15 protein-coding genes are annotated in these 17,719 nt (G+C 52.3%); all 15 read left to right on the top strand.

The annotated features are described in order from the left end of the window. Positions 1–51: 51 nt before the first annotated feature. Positions 52–870: a 23S rRNA (guanine(745)-N(1))-methyltransferase gene (gene rlmA / locus AC3ISQ_RS09685; protein ID WP_489352687.1), complete on the top strand. Its 819-nt coding sequence runs from the start codon at positions 52–54 to the stop codon at positions 868–870. A gap of 267 nt (positions 871–1,137) precedes the next feature. Next, a complete protein-coding gene (locus AC3ISQ_RS09690; RefSeq protein ID WP_489352689.1) occupies positions 1,138–4,899 on the top strand; it encodes a nitrate reductase subunit alpha in 3,762 nt (1,253 codons plus the stop codon). Then, on the top strand, positions 4,896–6,434 hold the full coding sequence (gene narH / locus AC3ISQ_RS09695) for a nitrate reductase subunit beta (RefSeq protein WP_489352690.1): 1,539 nt from the start codon (positions 4,896–4,898) through the stop codon (positions 6,432–6,434). The genes AC3ISQ_RS09690 and narH overlap by 4 nt, the downstream gene beginning before the upstream one ends. After that, positions 6,431–7,162 (top strand): nitrate reductase molybdenum cofactor assembly chaperone, encoded by a 732-nt coding sequence (gene narJ / locus AC3ISQ_RS09700; protein ID WP_489352692.1) that lies wholly within the window; start codon positions 6,431–6,433, stop codon positions 7,160–7,162. Before narH ends, narJ begins: the two co-directional genes overlap by 4 nt. 2 nt (positions 7,163–7,164) lie before the next feature. Continuing rightward, positions 7,165–7,842, top strand: a complete 678-nt coding sequence (gene narI / locus AC3ISQ_RS09705) for a respiratory nitrate reductase subunit gamma (protein ID WP_489352694.1) — start codon at positions 7,165–7,167, stop codon at positions 7,840–7,842. Between the two features lie 66 nt (positions 7,843–7,908). Next, positions 7,909–8,169: a hypothetical protein gene (locus tag AC3ISQ_RS09710; protein WP_489352696.1), complete on the top strand. Its 261-nt coding sequence runs from the start codon at positions 7,909–7,911 to the stop codon at positions 8,167–8,169. 162 nt (positions 8,170–8,331) lie between these two features. Next, positions 8,332–9,429 (top strand): AAA family ATPase, encoded by a 1,098-nt coding sequence (locus tag AC3ISQ_RS09715; protein ID WP_489352698.1) that lies wholly within the window; start codon positions 8,332–8,334, stop codon positions 9,427–9,429. Positions 9,430–9,678: 249 nt separating this feature from the next. Further along, complete coding sequence (locus AC3ISQ_RS09720) at positions 9,679–10,686, top strand: 3-oxoacyl-[acyl-carrier-protein] synthase III C-terminal domain-containing protein (RefSeq protein WP_489352700.1); 1,008 nt, start codon at positions 9,679–9,681, stop codon at positions 10,684–10,686. Beyond that, positions 10,683–11,699 carry an NAD-dependent epimerase/dehydratase family protein gene (locus AC3ISQ_RS09725; RefSeq protein WP_489352702.1) on the top strand — a complete coding sequence of 339 codons (1,017 nt, stop codon included), beginning with the start codon at positions 10,683–10,685 and terminating at the stop codon, positions 11,697–11,699. The genes AC3ISQ_RS09720 and AC3ISQ_RS09725 overlap by 4 nt, the downstream gene beginning before the upstream one ends. Then, a complete protein-coding gene (locus AC3ISQ_RS09730) occupies positions 11,692–12,498 on the top strand; it encodes an MBL fold metallo-hydrolase (protein ID WP_489352704.1) in 807 nt (268 codons plus the stop codon). Before AC3ISQ_RS09725 ends, AC3ISQ_RS09730 begins: the two co-directional genes overlap by 8 nt. After that, entirely contained in the window at positions 12,495–13,817 is a 1,323-nt protein-coding gene (locus AC3ISQ_RS09735) for a F390 synthetase-related protein (protein ID WP_489352706.1), read from the top strand. The genes AC3ISQ_RS09730 and AC3ISQ_RS09735 overlap by 4 nt, the downstream gene beginning before the upstream one ends. Then, positions 13,814–14,431 (top strand): phosphatase PAP2 family protein, encoded by a 618-nt coding sequence (locus AC3ISQ_RS09740; RefSeq protein WP_489352708.1) that lies wholly within the window; start codon positions 13,814–13,816, stop codon positions 14,429–14,431. Before AC3ISQ_RS09735 ends, AC3ISQ_RS09740 begins: the two co-directional genes overlap by 4 nt. After that, positions 14,428–15,540 carry a sterol desaturase family protein gene (locus AC3ISQ_RS09745; RefSeq protein WP_489352710.1) on the top strand — a complete coding sequence of 371 codons (1,113 nt, stop codon included), beginning with the start codon at positions 14,428–14,430 and terminating at the stop codon, positions 15,538–15,540. Before AC3ISQ_RS09740 ends, AC3ISQ_RS09745 begins: the two co-directional genes overlap by 4 nt. Beyond that, positions 15,533–16,627, top strand: a complete 1,095-nt coding sequence (locus tag AC3ISQ_RS09750; RefSeq protein ID WP_489352712.1) for a fatty acid desaturase family protein — start codon at positions 15,533–15,535, stop codon at positions 16,625–16,627. Before AC3ISQ_RS09745 ends, AC3ISQ_RS09750 begins: the two co-directional genes overlap by 8 nt. Further along, a complete protein-coding gene (locus AC3ISQ_RS09755; protein WP_489352714.1) occupies positions 16,624–17,718 on the top strand; it encodes a fatty acid desaturase family protein in 1,095 nt (364 codons plus the stop codon). Before AC3ISQ_RS09750 ends, AC3ISQ_RS09755 begins: the two co-directional genes overlap by 4 nt. Position 17,719: the final 1 nt, after the last annotated feature.

Here is a 17,719-nt window from a genome sequence, read left to right on the forward strand (position 1 = left end):
ACTAGGGGCTTCTTTAGACTACCCGCGCCGTCATTCTCTGGAATTTAATTCATGTCTTACCAATGCCCGTTGTGTCAGTTGCCTCTTCATTTCTTTTCCGCGCAATGGCGTTGCGAAAACAATCACCAGTTTGATTGTGCCAAAGAAGGTTACGTCAACTTGATGCCGGTGCAGCATAAGCGTTCCAAACAACCAGGCGACAGTGCGGAGATGATGCAAGCACGGCGGGCGTTTCTCGATGCCGGTTATTATCGGCCGTTGCAACAACGCGTCGCGGCCTTACTCAATGAGATGCTGCCAGAAGACGCTCAGGCACTGTTGGATATTGGTTGCGGCGAAGGTTATTACACCGCAGAAGTCGCCACACAACTGGCTCAGGCACGTCAAATGACAGTCTATGGTTTAGATGTGGCGAAAGTGGCTATTCGTTATGCCGCTAAACGCTATCCTACGGTGTCGTTCTGCGTGGCCTCCAGTCACCGTTTGCCATTTGCCGATACGTCGTTAGATGCGATCTTACGCATTTACGCACCTTGCAAAGCTGAAGAATTGGCACGAGTCGTTAAGCCGGGTGGTGTGGTTGTGACGGTGTCACCGGGGCCGCGTCATCTGTATCAACTGAAAGAGCAGGTTTATCAGCAGGTTCAGTTACATGATGATGTCGAAGAGCATCTGGACGGATTTGACTGTGAATTGGTCGAACAATTAGCCTATCCAATGACCTTATCGGGCGAACAGGCGGCTAATTTGCTGCAAATGACGCCATTTGCTTGGCGCGCTTCAGAAGAAGTGCAGCAACGCTTGGCGAGCAGCGAGGCATTTTCCTGCGAAACAGATTTCACGATTCGTCTACATCGTCGTCAGGGGTAAATTAGCAATCTACCCCCAAATATCTACTGACCGTATAGAGGGTGTCAGACTCTCGCTGTCACTTGTTTTTATCTTTTAATTTCAATAAATTGAACTAATTGCCACCAATAATCCTTTGGTGGTAATCACGCTTGTCCCGCTGATTTCACTCCCCGATTCCCTTGATCGCAATCAATTTGCCGAACCAAACCTCTACGTAGGCTTGCGACAGATTGAGCAATGTCCCTTCGTTATTCCATAACAACAAAGCCTTCAGGAGAACTCCGGATGAGCAAGTTTTTAGACCGGTTCCGCTATTTCAAACAGCTGGCCGAGCCGTTCTCTGGTGAGCACGGTCAAACGCTGAATACCAATCGTGATTGGGAGGACGGCTACCGTAGCCGCTGGCAGCACGACAAAGTGGTGCGCTCTACCCACGGTGTGAACTGCACCGGTTCATGTAGCTGGAAGATCTACGTCAAAAATGGGCTGGTGACTTGGGAAACCCAACAAACCGACTATCCGCGAACTCGTCCGGATCTGCCGAACCATGAACCCCGTGGCTGCCCACGCGGTGCCAGCTATTCTTGGTATCTTTACAGCGCCAACCGTTTGAAATATCCGCTGATGCGTAAACGCCTGCTTAAACTGTGGCGTGAGGCCAAAGCGCAGCACAGCGATCCGGTCGATGCTTGGGGCTCGATTGTTTCTGATGTCGAAAAAGCGAAAAGTTATAAAGTCGCGCGCGGACGTGGTGGTTTTGTTCGTTCCAGTTGGCAAGAAGTCAACGAGCTGATCGCCGCTGCTAACGTTTACACCGCCAAAACTTTCGGGCCAGACCGCATTATCGGCTTCTCACCGATCCCGGCAATGTCGATGGTGTCTTACGCCGCGGGTGCGCGTTATCTGTCTTTGATTGGTGGCACCTGCCTGAGTTTCTACGACTGGTATTGCGATTTGCCGCCAGCTTCGCCGATGACTTGGGGCGAACAAACCGATGTGCCGGAATCGGCTGATTGGTACAACTCATCTTACATTATCGCTTGGGGCTCTAACGTCCCGCAAACCCGTACCCCAGACGCCCATTTCTTTACCGAAGTTCGCTATAAAGGCACCAAAACTGTTGCCGTTACCCCGGACTATGCCGAAGTCGCCAAACTGTGTGACCAATGGTTGAATCCGAAACAGGGCACCGACAGCGCGATGGCGTTGGCGATGGGGCATGTGATGCTGAAAGAATTCCACCTCGATCGTGAGGTGAGTTACTTCCGTGATTACGTGCGTCGTTACACTGACATGCCAATGTTGGTGTTATTGGAGCCGCGTGAAGGTGGCCATTATGCCGCCGGGCGTATGCTGCGTGCAGCCGATCTGGTTGACGGATTGGGGCAAGAAAATAACCCAGAATGGAAAACTGTCGCTATCGATCAACGTAGTGGCGAACTGGTCGCGCCGTTAGGTTCCATCGGTTACCGCTGGGGCGAGCAGGGTAAATGGAATCTGGAAGCGCGTGAAGGTAAATCACAGCAGGAAGTTGAGCTACAACTCAGCCTGTTGGGTGCGCATGATGAAGTCGCTGACGTTGGTTTCCCTTATTTCGGTGGAACCGAAAGTGAGCACTTCAACAGCGTAGAACTGGACGAAATCCTGTTACACAAACTGCCAGTAAAACGCCTGACGTTAGCCGACGGCAGTGAAGCCCTCGTCACCAGCGTGTACGATCTGACGATGGCGAACTACGGGCTCGATCGTGGTTTGAACGATGCCAACTGTGCGGCTAACTACGACGAAATCAAAGCTTACTCACCGGCGTGGGCAGAAAAAATCACCGGTGTTTCGCGTCAGAATATTATTCGCATTGCCCGCGAGTTTGCCGAGAACGCCGAGAAAACGCATGGTCGTTCGATGATCATCGTCGGTGCCGGGATGAACCACTGGTATCACATGGACATGAACTACCGCGGCCTGATCAACATGTTGATCTTCTGTGGTTGTGTAGGGCAAAGCGGCGGTGGCTGGGCGCACTATGTGGGGCAGGAAAAACTGCGGCCGCAAACCGGCTGGTTACCGCTGGCGTTTGGTCTCGACTGGCAACGTCCACCGCGTCAGATGAACAGCACCTCGTTCTTCTACAATCACTCCAGCCAGTGGCGTTATGAAACGCTGGCAACTTCAGAGCTGCTGTCGCCATTGGCGGATAAATCGCGCTTTAGCGGCAGTCTGATCGATCTCAACGTGCGTGCCGAACGCATGGGCTGGTTGCCGTCTGCACCTCAATTGAGTACCAACCCACTGCATATTGCTGCGCAGGCCAAAGCCGCAGGGCAATCACCAGTTGATTTCACCGTCGATAGTCTCAAGCAAGGCAGTCTAAGTTTTGCCGCCGAACAACCGGATAATCCGCAGAACTTCCCTCGTAACCTGTTCGTTTGGCGTTCCAACTTGTTGGGCTCTTCCGGTAAAGGCCATGAGTACATGCTCAAGTATTTACTGGGCACCGAGAATGGTATTCAAGGTAAGGATCTTGGTCAGCAAGGCGGAGCGAAACCTGAGGAAGTGGATTGGCAGGATCAGGGCGGTGAAGGCAAGTTGGACTTGGTGGTTACGCTCGACTTCCGTATGTCCAGCACCTGCCTGTACTCAGATATCGTGTTGCCGACCGCTACGTGGTACGAAAAAGACGATATGAATACCTCGGACATGCATCCGTTTATTCATCCGTTGTCAGCGGCGGTCGATCCCGCTTGGGATTCCAAAAGCGATTGGGAGATCTACAAAGGCATCGCTAAAACCTTCTCCGAGGTCTGTGTCGGCCATTTAGGGCAAGAAACCGATGTGGTGACGCTGCCAATCCAACATGATTCTGCCGCCGAACTGGCGCAGCCGTTGGGCGTGAAAGATTGGAAGAAGGGCGAGTGCGACTTGATCCCCGGAAAAACCGCGCCGCACATCATGGTGGTCGAGCGTGATTACCCGGCGACTTACGAACGCTTTACCTCGTTGGGACCGCTGCTGGATAAGTTAGGTAATGGCGGTAAAGGCATCAGTTGGAATACGCAGACTGAAGTCGATTTCCTGAAAAAACTTAACTACGTCAAGGCCGATGGCCCAGCGGTTGGCCGCCCGAAAATTGAAAGTGCGATTGATGCAGCAGAAGTGATCCTGTCACTTGCGCCAGAAACCAACGGTCAAGTGGCGGTGAAAGCGTGGCAGGCGCTAGAGAAAATAACCGGTCGTGAACACGCGCATCTGGCACTGAACAAAGAAGACGAAAAAATCCGCTTCCGCGATATTCAGGCGCAGCCGCGCAAAATTATCTCTAGCCCAACTTGGTCGGGTTTGGAAGATGAACACGTTTCCTACAACGCTTGCTACACCAACGTCCATGAGCTGATCCCGTGGCGTACCCTGAGCGGTCGTCAGCAGTTGTATCAAGATCATGAGTGGATGCGCGCCTTCGGTGAAAGTTTGCTGGTGTATCGTCCGCCGATCGATACGCGTGCAGCACAACCGTTGTTGAACAAAAAACCGAACGGTAACAAAGAGAAACCGCTGAATTTCCTGACGCCACACCAGAAATGGGGCATTCACTCAACCTACAGCGACAACTTGCTGATGCTGACCTTATCGCGCGGCGGGCCGATTGTTTGGCTGAGTGAAGACGATGCCAAAGATCTGGGCATTGAGGACAACGACTGGATCGAAGCGTTTAACGCCAACGGTGCGCTGACGGCGCGTGCGGTGGTCAGCCAACGTATTCCCGCTGGGATGACCATGATGTACCACGCGCAGGAACGCATCGTGAACATTCCAGGTTCTGAAATCACCAGCCAGCGCGGCGGTATTCACAATTCTGTCACCCGCGTTTGCCCGAAACCGACGCATATGATCGGCGGTTACGCGCAACTGTCTTACGGCTTCAACTACTACGGCACTGTCGGTTCTAACCGTGATGAGTTCGTGGTGGTGCGCAAAATGAACCGTATCGACTGGTTGGATGGTGAAGGTAACGACGACGTACAGGGTAGCCAGCAGGAGAAAGCCAAATGAAAATTCGTTCACAAGTCGGCATGGTGCTGAATCTGGATAAATGCATCGGTTGCCATACCTGTTCGGTCACCTGTAAGAACGTCTGGACCAGCCGTGAAGGGATGGAATACGCCTGGTTCAATAATGTCGAGAGCAAACCGGGCGTCGGTTATCCGCATGCCTGGGAAGATCAGGAAAAATGGCAGGGCGGCTGGATACGTAAAATCAACGGCAAGCTGGAACCTCGCATGGGGAGCCGTGTGGGTCTGCTAGCGAAGATCTTCGCCAACCCAGATGTACCGGCGCTGGATGACTATTACGAACCGTTCGATTACGACTACCAGCATTTGCACACCGCGCCACAGGGTAAGCATCAGCCGATCGCGCGTCCGCGTTCGCTGATCACCGGTCAGCGCATGAAGAAGATCGAAAACGGTCCGAACTGGGAAGAAATTCTTGGCGGTGAGTTTGAAAAACGCTCACAGGACAAGAACTTCGACAATATGCAAAAGGCGATGTACGGCCAGTTCGAAAACACTTTCATGATGTATCTGCCACGCCTGTGCGAACACTGTTTGAATCCGGCGTGTGTGGCGACCTGCCCAAGCGGAGCCATCTACAAACGTGGCGAAGACGGCATTGTGCTGATCGATCAGGATAAATGTCGTGGCTGGCGGATGTGCTTGACCGGTTGCCCGTACAAGAAAATCTATTTCAACTGGAAAAGCGGCAAATCTGAGAAGTGTATTTTCTGTTATCCGCGTATTGAAGCCGGGCAACCAACGGTGTGCTCGGAAACCTGCGTTGGGCGTATCCGCTATCTCGGCGTGTTGTTGTACGACGCTGACCGTATCGAACAGGCGGCGGCGACAGAAAACGAAAAAGATCTGTATCAAAGCCAATTGGATGTATTCCTCGATCCAAACGACCCAGCAGTGATTGCGCAGGCGCTCGCCGACGGTATACCGCAAAGCGTGATCGACGCCGCCCAGCAATCGCCGGTCTACAAAATGGCGATGGATTGGAAGTTGGCGCTGCCGCTGCACCCGGAATATCGCACCTTGCCGATGGTGTGGTATGTGCCGCCATTGTCACCGATTCAATCCGCGGCCGATGCGGGTGAACTGGCGCACAGCGGCGTACTGCCGGACGTAGAGAGCCTACGAATTCCGGTGCAATATCTGGCGAATTTGCTGACTGCGGGTGATACCGCCCCGGTGTTGCTGGCGCTGAAACGCATGTTAGCGATGCGTCACTACAAACGTGCAGAAACTGTCGACGGCGTGGTGGATACCAGTGCGCTGGAACAGGTCGGTTTGAGCGAGGCGCAGGCGCAGGAAATGTATCGCTATCTGGCGATCGCCAATTACGAAGACCGTTTCGTGATCCCATCCAGCCACCGCGAGCTGGCGCGAGAAGCCTTCCCGGAAAGCAAAGGTTGTGGTTTTAGCTTCGGCGATGGCTGTCATGGCAGCGACAGCAAATTTAACCTGTTCAACAGCCGTCGTATCGACGCTATCGATGTCAGCAAGAAAACGTCGGAGGATGCCCAATGATGAGCTTACGTATCATTGCTCGCCTGTTGGATTATCCGGATCAGGCCTTGTTTGACCATCAGGATGAATTGATTGAAGCGTTAGAGCCAGCCAGTGAATTGGATCTGCATCATAGCGCGCAACTGATTCAGTTTATTGGTGACTTCTGTGCTAAGCCGTTGCTGGATCGTCAAGCAGATTATTGTGAGTTGTTCGACCGGGGTCGTGCTACCTCGCTGTTACTGTTTGAACATGTGCATGGCGAATCACGCGATCGCGGTCAGGCGATGGTCGATCTGATGGAGCAATATCGCGCCGCCGGGTTGGAAATTGATAGCCGTGAATTGCCGGACTTTTTGCCGCTATATCTGGAGTATTTGGCTAGCCGCAGCCAAGAAGAAGCCCGTGGTGGATTGCAGGATATTGCGCCGATTCTGGCATTACTCGGTGCGCGCTTGCAGCAACGCCAAAGCCCCTATGCGGTGTTGTTTGATCTGTTGTTAGCGCTGTCGGGTACCGATGTACAAGCGCAGTCTCTGGAGTCGCAAGTGGCTAAAGAAGCGCGCGACGACACTCCACAGGCGTTGGATGCGGTGTGGGAAGAGGAACAAGTCCGATTTATTGCCAAGGGTGGTTTGGGCGAACAAGGCTGTGCTTCGGCGCAGCAAGACGCACACCAACGTCGCTTTGCCGGTGCGGTGGCTCCGCAGTATTTGGATCTGTCAGCAGCGGCCAGCAAAGGAAGATAATCATGCAATTTTTGAATCAATTTTTCTTCGATATTTATCCTTATCTCGCAGGGGCCATCTTCCTGATTGGTAGCTGGTTGCGTTACGACTACGGTCAATACACTTGGCGTGCTGGCTCTAGTCAGATGTTGGATAAAAAAGGCATGCGTTTGGCTTCTAATCTGTTCCACATCGGTATTTTGGGTATCTTCGCCGGGCATTTTCTCGGCATGTTAACGCCGCACTGGATGTACGAATCGTTCTTGCCGATGGATGTGAAACAGAAGCTGGCGATGATCGCTGGTGGTGCCTGCGGTGTGATGATGTTGATTGGCGGGGGGATGTTGCTAAAACGTCGCCTGACCAACCCACGTGTGCGAGCGACCAGCAGCTTTGGCGACATCCTGATCCTGACGTTGCTGGTGGTGCAGGTGTGTCTGGGTTTATTGACCATTCCATTCTCCGCCCAACATATGGACGGTAGTGAAATGCTGAAACTGGTGAATTGGGCACAGGCAGTGGTCACTTTCCATGCTGGAGCATCGCAATATCTGGACGGTGTGGCATTGGTGTTCAAAATCCATATTATATTGGGTATGACACTGTTCATCCTGTTCCCGTTCTGCCGTTTAGTACATATCTGGAGCGTGCCGGTGGAATATCTCACCCGTCGTTACCAGTTGGTGCGTAATCGTCGCTGAGAACAGAGGTTGTCTATTGAGGTAGATATTCCATGAGGGTAATTGTTGTCCAAAGGAGGGCACCGTATGAAAATTTTTGTCACGGATAGCACGGGGACATTGACCGAAGTTGCCGGTGAAACGGTAGTGATCGAGTTGGATAATGGTAAAACCATTGAGTTGACTAACGATCTGCGTTCGTCACAAGAACCTGTGGGTATTGAAATTTGGGGGGGACGATGCCCTCAACCTGAATGGACAAAAAAAGACCGCCATCAGAGTGTGTCACTCAATGTTTCGCCCATTGCGAGTAACAGCTTATTTATTTGGCCTGGTACACTTAAGTAACTGAAGTACACAGTCGACAGTCACCGAATAGCGGAGGTTATTCGGCAAATCTCCACATTTTTACTCCACACCACGGCTGGAGCATCATCTCCAGTTTCGTGGTGTACAAAAGCATGGCAGTATGACGTCAGTGGTTCCTCTGGCGTTTTAAGGTTTACGTTTGTGATCAAATCCCTCTATATCGATAACTACCGTTCTGTCAGGCAACTCTCTATCGATCTTGAGCAATTGAATGTGGTCTTTGGCCCTAACGGTTGCGGAAAATCCAATATTTATCAGGCCATTCATTTGATTCATGGTGCGGCGGCAGGGCAGTTGTCGCACTGGCTTTCCGATGAGGGCGGTATACAAAAAGTGATGTGGGCCGGTGAGCAGGCGCGTGGTCATGCGCGTACTCCCCAGCGCATGACATTGGCGGTCGAAACCGACAGTTTTGAGTATCAATTACAGGTCGGCTTTCCTGATAAATTACCGTTTCCCACCCAGTTTTCTCTCGATCCGATCGTGAAAGAAGAGCAAATTTGGCTGAGTGGTTTTCGCCGTCGACCTTCGTCTTCGGTGATGCATCGCCGTAATCAGGCGGTATTTCTTAACGATGTGAATGGCGAGAAAGTGACCCACGCCGCTTCGCTCTATGAAAATGAATCTCTGTTTGGTCAACTCGGTGAGCCGCATCTTTACCCGGAAGTCTCCAGCGCCCGAGAAACGTTGCGCAATTGGCGCTTTTACCATGAGTTTGATATCTCGAAAGGCGCGGGATTGCGTTTGCCGCAAGTGGGGTATCGCTCCCCAGTGTTGGCTGGCAATGGGCTGAATTTAGCGGCAGCTTTCCAAACGATCGTCGAAATTGGCGACAGTGAGTTGCTGTTTACCGTACTGGAGGCGGCATTCCCGGAATGTACTTTCTCTTGTGAAAGTGGTGATGGGCGTTTTCAGCTGTTGATGAGCCGGCAAGGACTCCTTCGTCCATTGGAGTCGGCAGAATTTTCCGATGGAACACTGCGTTTTCTGTGCTTAGCGGTGGCATTGCTAAGCCCGCGTCCTCCTCAATTTATCGCCCTTAACGAGCCGGAAAATAGTTTGCATCCACAAATGTTGCCCGCTCTGGCACGTTTGATTGCCGAAGCGAGCCGTTACAGCCAAATTTGGCTCACCAGCCATTCGCCAGAGCTGGCGACGCTGATTGAACAACACACCGCGTTTACGCTGTATCAATTGGCCATTAAAAATGGCGAAACCTGTGTTGATCGGCTTTCTTGAAAATCCCTTTCTAGATCAAAAATAACTTTCGTGAGTTCCAGTGGATTTATTATTAGTGTTGATTTAGGCTGTGGTACCTATTATCAAACAGCTAGTTAAGTTAATGGAATCAATCAGTAAGAATTGCTGTTAGGCTTTTCGTTATATTGATTTGAAACAAGGGATTGGTCGAGATAAGCGAAGTTTTATGATTAGCAACGCTTGAAGTTCGGCTAACCGATTGATGGACAAGTAGACTGGGCGATAATAATGACTATGGATAGCCTTCCTCACACCGTACTGCCACTTAAAATTATTGCTACCGGCGCAGCTCTACCCGCTCAGTGCGTCGAGTCCTCGTTGCTGGATCAGCGGTTGAATAAGCCCGCTGGCTATGTAGAAAAACGCTCGGGGATTACTCATCGTTTCCATGCCAGTAATGATGCCAGCCAAGCTGAACTGGCGGTAGCGGCCTTGGATGACGCATTGGCTCGCCATGCAATCCCACGAAATTCCATCGATCTGCTGATTTCTGCCTCGGCGATCGCCGTTCAGGCGCTCCCGTTCAGTGCGGCTCATATTCTTAAACTGGCGGGGCTAAGGCAGAGTATTGCCGGTTTTGATATCAACACCAGTTGCGTCAGTTTTATCACCGCGCTGCAAGTGGCGGCAGGGTTGCTCAATAGTGGTGTTTACCTGCGTATTGCCATTGTCTCGGCCGATATCGCTTCGCGGGGTATCGACTGGGAAGATGAAGAGTCGTCGCTGATTTTTGGTGATGGTGCCGCCTGCGCGATTGTTGAGCGTGGCGATGGGCGCAGTGGTATTTTGTCCTATCTGATGGAAACCCATCCAGAAGGTAGTGAACTGTGTGAAATCCGTGCGGGTGGCACGCGCTGCAACCCGCGTTCAGGGATGAGTAACAGCGATTTTCTGTTCCATATGAAGGGCAAGCAGTTATTCCGACAAGCTTCTGCACTGATCGAAAGTTTCCTCAGTCGTCTGCTGGCTGCTGGCGGGCTCTCTCTGGCACAAATCGCCACTGTGGTGCCACATCAGGCCAGCCATCTCTCTTTGGAACATATGCGCAAGCGGCTACACGTGACGCCAGAGGCGTTGGTCGATATTTACCGTTATCGCGGTAATCAGGTGGCGGCGTCGATCCCTTCGGCGCTGCATGAAGCCGCGATAACCGGTCGGCTCAATGCCGATAAACCGGTGATGCTGATCGGCACTGCCGCTGGGCTAACGTTAGGTGGCATGGTGTTGCTGCCATGAAAGTACTGGTAACTGGGGCCACCAGTGGCTTAGGACGCAATGCGGTTGAGTGGTTACTGGCGGCAGGGTATCAAGTGCATGCCACTGGGCGAGATGTTGTCGTCGGCCGGGTGTTGGCAGCCCAAGGTGCCACTTTTACCGCGCTGGATCTCACCCGTGCCGGAGAGGTGCAGTGCGAACAACTGATGGCTGGTTGTGACGTAGTTTGGCATTGTGCTGCTAAATCTTCCCCTTGGGGTAGCCGCCAGGAATTTTATCAAGCCAATACCTTTGTGACGGAAAGATTGGGCAAAGCCGCCGGACGTTGTGGGGTGAAGCGTTTTATTCATATCTCGACGCCTGCGGTTTATTTCGATTTCAAACATCACCACAAAATCACGGAAAGTGAATTCGCCCAGCGGTTTGCCAATTATTATGCTGCGAGCAAATTTGCTGCCGAGCAGAGTCTTGCCGGATTGTTGCGTTGTTATCCGCAAACGACTTACCTGATCCTACGTCCTCGAGGTTTGTTTGGCCCACATGATCGGGTAATTGTGCCGAGGATTTTGGCACAATTACAGCGGGATAAAGGTGTGTTGCGTCTGCCGGGTGGGGGGAATGCCTATTTGGATCTGACGTTTGTGCTCAACGTGGTACATGCGATGGATTTAGCCAGCCGCAAGTCGGGTTTGGTTTCCGGCAGTATTTATAATATCACCAACCAACAGCCCCAACGGCTGGTTGATATGTTACACCAACTGCTGACTGAGCAACTTGGCTGGCAATATCGGGTGCAAGCGGTGCCTTATCCCATATTATTCGCTGTGGCGGGGGGCATGGAGCTGTTAGCGCATTTCACCAATAAAGAACCGATGTTGACGCGCTACAGCGTCGCAGCAGCCTATTTTGACATGACACTGGATAACACCCTCGCGATTGAGGAGTTGGGTTATCAGCCGCGTTACTCTCTAGAACAAGGGATTGAATTGACCTCGGTGTGGCTTAAACAGCAGGGGATGGCGGCAGATGGCTAACATCACCACGTTTGAAATTGGTTATTGCACTCACCTGGGTTGTATGGCGCTGCGGGGTTCGGCGATGCGTACCTGTAAGTTTCCTTCCAGAGCTTATCTGCTAGAAGTGGCGGGACGCCGTTGGCTATGGGATACCGGCTATGCCAGCCATTTTCAACACTACACCGCCAAGGGGATTTTCCGGCTCTATCGCCAAGTGACGCCGGTTTATTTCAGTCCGCAGCAGGCCTTGCTCGAACAGCTACGCAGCTTGGGGTTCAACGTTAGTGATATTGAGGCGGTGATTATTTCGCATTTTCACGCTGACCATATTGCGGGGTTGCGCGATTTCAGCCGCCTTAAGATGATCTGCTCAGGCGAGGGTTGGCAACAAACTCGCGATCTACGGGGTATGGCGGCCTTAAAACGGGCGTTTGTTCCTGGATTGATACCGGAAGATTTTGAATCTGGGTTGCAGTTTGTCGAATCCTTCCCACAACAAAGTTTGCCTGCCGAATTGGCACCTTTTCAATGGGGCTATGCTTTGCCGGGTAGTGCCGGGCAAATTGTCATCGTGCCACTGCCGGGGCATGCCGCCGGGCATCTTGGTGCCTTTGTACAGACTGATTCCGGTTGGACGCTATTGGCCAGTGATGCTGCTTGGTCGCCACTGAACTATCAGCAATTGCGGGGGCCTTCGCGCTTGGCGAACCTGATTATGGATAATCCGCGCAGTTATTATCACACTCTCGAAGCGCTCAACCAGTTGTATGTTGGCGGTGGGGCAGAGATCCGTTTGTGTCATGAGGGGGATTTATGATCCCACTGATGACGCTATGGCATTACCTGCGTGCGCGGCGGTTGCGTTTCACCCAACGATCGGCGCTGGAAGTTTATCAGGCACGGCAACTGAAACGTTTTGCTCGCCGGGTGCTGGCGAAAAGCCCTTATTTTCAGGCATTCCATGCATTACCGATTGCCGACTGGCCGCAGATGGATAAAGCGCTCATGATGGCTAATTTCGATCAGATGAATACCGCCAGGTTACGGCTGGATGACTTGCTGGCTTGTGCGCGCCGCGGTGAAACCGATCGTGACTTTACTCCTAAGGTCGGTAAGTACAGCGTTGGCCTGTCAACCGGGACTTCCGGGCGGCGTGGGGTGTTTGTGGTTAGCCCTCAGGAGCAGCAGATCTGGGCGGGGGGAATGTTAGCGAAAATGTTGCCGCAAGGGGTTTTGGCCGGTGAAAAGGTCGCGTTATTTTTGCGAGCGGATAATAACCTGTACCACAGCGTCAATAACCGCTGGCTAAGCCTGACGTTTTACGATCTGTTTGCCCCCTTTGCCGAACATTTACCACAACTTGAACGGCAACAACCCTCTATTGTGGTGGCTCCTGCGCAGGTGCTCTGTGCTTTGGCAACGGCAATCGAACGGGGGGAGTTACAGTTATCAGTCAAAAAAGTGATTTCTGTTGCCGAAGTGCTGGAACCGCAAGACAGCCAATTATTGAGGCGAGTATTTGCAGAGGTGGGGGAAGTTTATCAGGCCACCGAAGGCTTTCTGGCGGCGACCTGTAGCCATGGCACCTTGCATTTGAACGAAGAGTTTATTCATGTCGAACCTCAGTGGATCGACGAGCAGCGATTTACCCCGTTGATCACTGATTTTACCCGCCGTACTCAACCGATCGTGCGTTATCGCTTGGACGATATTCTAGTCAAGCGAGAACAGCCTTGCCCTTGTGGGCAGGCCACTATGGCGCTGGAGCGTATTGAGGGGCGCTGTGATGATCAATTGCAGCTACCGGGGAAACTAGGGGGTACACAGCGTGTCTTTGCCGATCTGTGCCGCCGGGTGATTGCCAACGCATTGCCTGCGGTGGCGGATTATCGGCTGATCCAACAAGGGGATAAGCGGTTACTGTTGCTGGTCGATACTAGCCCAGAAGCGTTGACATGTTGCCAGCAGCAACTGATCGCGTTGTTCGAACTGCATGGTATCGCCACGGAACGGTTGGAATGGCAGTTAACCGCGCAGGCTATCATGCCGCAGTTTGATGCCAAGCGCAGGCGTATTGTTTGTTTACCTGAACTTGTTGATTTATCAGAAATTGTTGATTTATCGGAGGCACCATGAACTCGGTGCTGTACCGCTTATGGCAGATGCTACTGGGCTGGGGATTTGTCGGCCTGATTTATAACAGCAGTGATCGCTGGCAAGGTGTGGGTTATCAACTGGCTCCAAGTTGGATCGATCGGGCGATCCCCTTCAGTCCCCATGCTATCTGGTTGTATCTGTCGTTCTTTCTGATAATTCCATTGTGTTATTTGCTGTGTCCGTTAAACCGACTCAAATGGCTTAGAAGCAGCATGCAGTTGAGTGCGCTGGTGGCGGGAGCCATTTATCTGCTGTGGCCGACGACCATGAATTACCCGGTCTTTCAGGGCAACTCGTTGAGTTCGACCTTGCTAGCGGCGTTGATCAGCGTTGATTCAAAACAAAACTGCCTGCCATCATTGCATATTGCCTTAACGACGTTAGCGATCTGGGCCGCCATGGATAGCCGGAAGCGACTGCGCAGTGCGTTGCTGGTGATCTGGGGGTTGGCGATTGCCTTTTCTATCTTGCAATTGCGTCGTCATTTGTTTGTGGATTTACTCAGTGGGGCGTTGTTGGCTGGAGTCGTGGGCTATGTCTGCCAGCGCGTTCAATGGATAGCTAGCGGTGCTCGTCAGGGAGAAAGACCATGACTGATCTTGTGATACCGATTGTATTTATGCTGGTAGTGGTGCTCGGCGAGGCGCTGTGGCTGCATTGGCATAACAAAGGCAGTGTCGATTGGCATGATGTTATCTTCAATCTCAACTCCGGGCATATCATGCTGTGGCTGTTCCGAGGGTTGGAGATCTTCTGTTATGGCTATGTGGCAGCGCATTACAGTTTGGGCTGGGTGGATCATTGGCCGGTGATACTGATGTGGCTGTTTACGCTGCTGGCGTGGGATTTCGGTTTTTACTGGTTACACCGTCTGCATCACCGTTTCCGTCTACTGTGGGCGGTACATGTGGTGCATCATCAGGGCGAGCATTTCAATCTGTCGCTGGGAGTGCGCAACTCATGGTATTCGTCGCTGACCTCGATCCCGTTCTTTATGTTGTTGGCACTGGCTGGGGTGCCGCTATCGGTATTCATCACCGTTTCTATCCTGCACTACAGCATTCAACTGTTTAACCACAACTCACTGACGCCTAAGCTCGGTTTTCTCGAGTACATTCTAGTGACTCCTGCACATCACCGCGTGCATCACGTCAATGAATTGGCTTATTCGAATCGGAATTTTGGCGGTAGTTTTATCTTCTGGGATAAGTTGTTCGGCACCTTTGGCGCATCATTGCCAACCACGCCTTTCGCTTATGGTGTGCGTGGGGAACCATCGTCGGCGAACCCATTCTGGGCCAGTAACTTGCCGTTTTTACGTTATTTCAAACTACCTTGCCAACCTTCGATGAATAGCGCCCGTTTCCGCTGCTCTGCCTGGTGCATGGTGAGCGGGGCATTGCTGCTGTTCGCGTTGGTTTTGGGCTATGTTTACCGGTTTGGTTACGGTTACAACGGCCTGACTGGCGAGCAAGTGGCGCAGTTTATGTTGTTGGCGACGGGTGCCATGGCATTGGGGGGTATTGCGGAAGGTCGCAATTGGGGCATCGGTGTTTGGCTGTTGGTAGCGTTGGCATTTCTTTTATTGGTGGCATTGGGTAGCTATCACTTGTATTGGTGGCTTATCGTCTGCGCTATTACCGTTCATGGCTGTGCTGTTGCTGCGGGCTGGGGACGCCAGAAAGAGGTGACTCATGGCTAAATTATTGCCACTTCTTTCTTACCCCGCAGATGGGGAGCAAGCATTTCATCTGGAATTAAAACGCCGGGCTCATGGTTATTTGACGAGTCGCGCCGATCACCGCTTCGCCGATGCCGCTTGCTGGGGCAAGGCCGTTATTCTGTTGCTATTGTGCGTGGGGTTTTATCTGCTCAGTTTGGTGCAGCAACAGGCTTTGGCTTTTATGCTGTGCTATTTCGCCTTTGTCATGATGGGCATGTTGTTGAATGTGAACGTCAATCACGATGCTTCACATAACGCTTTCTCCCGTAAGCCTTGGGTGAACCGTTTGGCGGGGCGGCTGGTGACCATTCCGTTAGGGGTGGATCCCGATTACTGGCGCACACGGCATGTGAGCTATCACCATGTGTATGCCAACGTTGAACATTATGATCTGGACACCGAAGAGAACGGTTTCTTCCGCCAAACCCCTTTTCAGCGCTGGCGAGCGTATATGCGTTATCAGCATCTTTATTGGCCGCTGATCGCCGCTTTATCACTGCCGTATATTGCGCTGGTATTCGATTGGTCCGATCGTATGGGCAAAACTCCGTTAGCAGCTGAAGGCGTGTTGGCTGGGCGCAAAGGATGGGCAGTGTTTGTTGCCAGCAAGCTTTGCCATTTGCTGGTGGTTCTGGTGATCCCATTGGTGGTATGTCAGCAACACGGGATTGGCTGGCAAATAGTGCTGATGGCTTATTTGCTGAGCCAGATGCTGGCCTCGTTGCTGGTGGTGTTTTTACTGTTGGGTACCCACTGGGCACAGGCCGAGTTTTATGCCGTGCCGGAGGGGGGCGTGATGCCGCAAGGGTGGTATCGGCATAACTTTGCTACCGCCTGCGATTGGGAAACCTCACCAAAGTGGTTGCACCATCTGACCGGTGGGTTGAATTATCATCTCACCCATCATCTATTCCCTGGCTGGCATCACCGTCACTACCCGGCGTTGGCCGCCATACTGGCGGAGGTTGCTTCGCAGCACGGGATGGATTATCGCTGTATTGGCTACCGTGAGCTGCTGGCGCAGCAGCAACGATTTTTACGTGCCATGGGGCAGCCCGCGCCATGAAGATGCCAGATACTACGCCACTGCGGCCATTGGCATTCCAACGGGAAAATAGTGAAATCCATCAAGCATTGATGCGCGCCAGTGTGGCTTATCTGAAAGCACGCGGCGATCACCGTTTTGCTGACGGAAGGATGTACGCCAAAGTGCTGGCGCTGGTTCTGCTCTGTGCCGCCTGTTATGGTTTTAGCCTACAACAGCTCAATGCTTGGGCTTATTTCGGTTGCTACCTTGGCTTTATCTTTTCCGCCATGATGTTGACGGTGAACGTGGTACACGACGCCTCGCATAATGCTTTTTTCAAACGCGCTCGCCTGAATCACTGGCTCAATTTTTGGGTCAGTATCCCGTTAGGGTTAGATGCTGACTGTTGGCGCGTGCGGCATGTCATCTTCCATCATGCGTATAACAATATTGAAGGTTACGACCCGGATATTGATCCCAACGGTGTATTACGGCAAACGCCTTTCCAGCACCGCAAGGGGTTTATGCGCTGGCAGCAATATTATTGGCCACTGGTGGCGGCGTTGACTTTCCCTTATTACATCTGGTTGTTTGACTGGTTAGATCGCGCCGGTAAAACGCGCATGACGCCCAAGATGATGTGGCAGGGGGGAAAAGGCTGGGGTGTTTTCTTGCTGAGTAAACTGGCGCATTTCACGCTGGCACTGGCGATCCCGCTATGGCTGATGCCACCTGTAATCAGCACCACCACCATTTTGCTGGTTTATCTGCTAAGCCAGATGTTGTCGTCGCTGGTATTCGTGATGCTGATTGTTGGTACGCATTGGGCGAAAGCCCATTTCTATCAGGCTCCTCAACAGGGGAAGATGACGCACGGTTGGTATCAACATGTTGTCTCGACCACTTTTGACTGGCAAGCATCTCCGCGCTGGCTGGGATACTGGCTCGGTGGCGCTAACCTGCATTTGACTCATCATCTGTTCCCCCATTGGAGCCATCGGCACTATCCGGCGTTGGCGAAGATTATCGCTGAGGTGGCTGAACAGTATGCGTTGGATTACCAGTGTCTGGATCTAAAAACGCTGTTGACGATGCAACAGCGTTTTTTGGGCTCCATGGGAAAACCGTAGA

The sequence above is a fragment of the Serratia sp. KH_031 genome, from assembly GCF_057839655.1.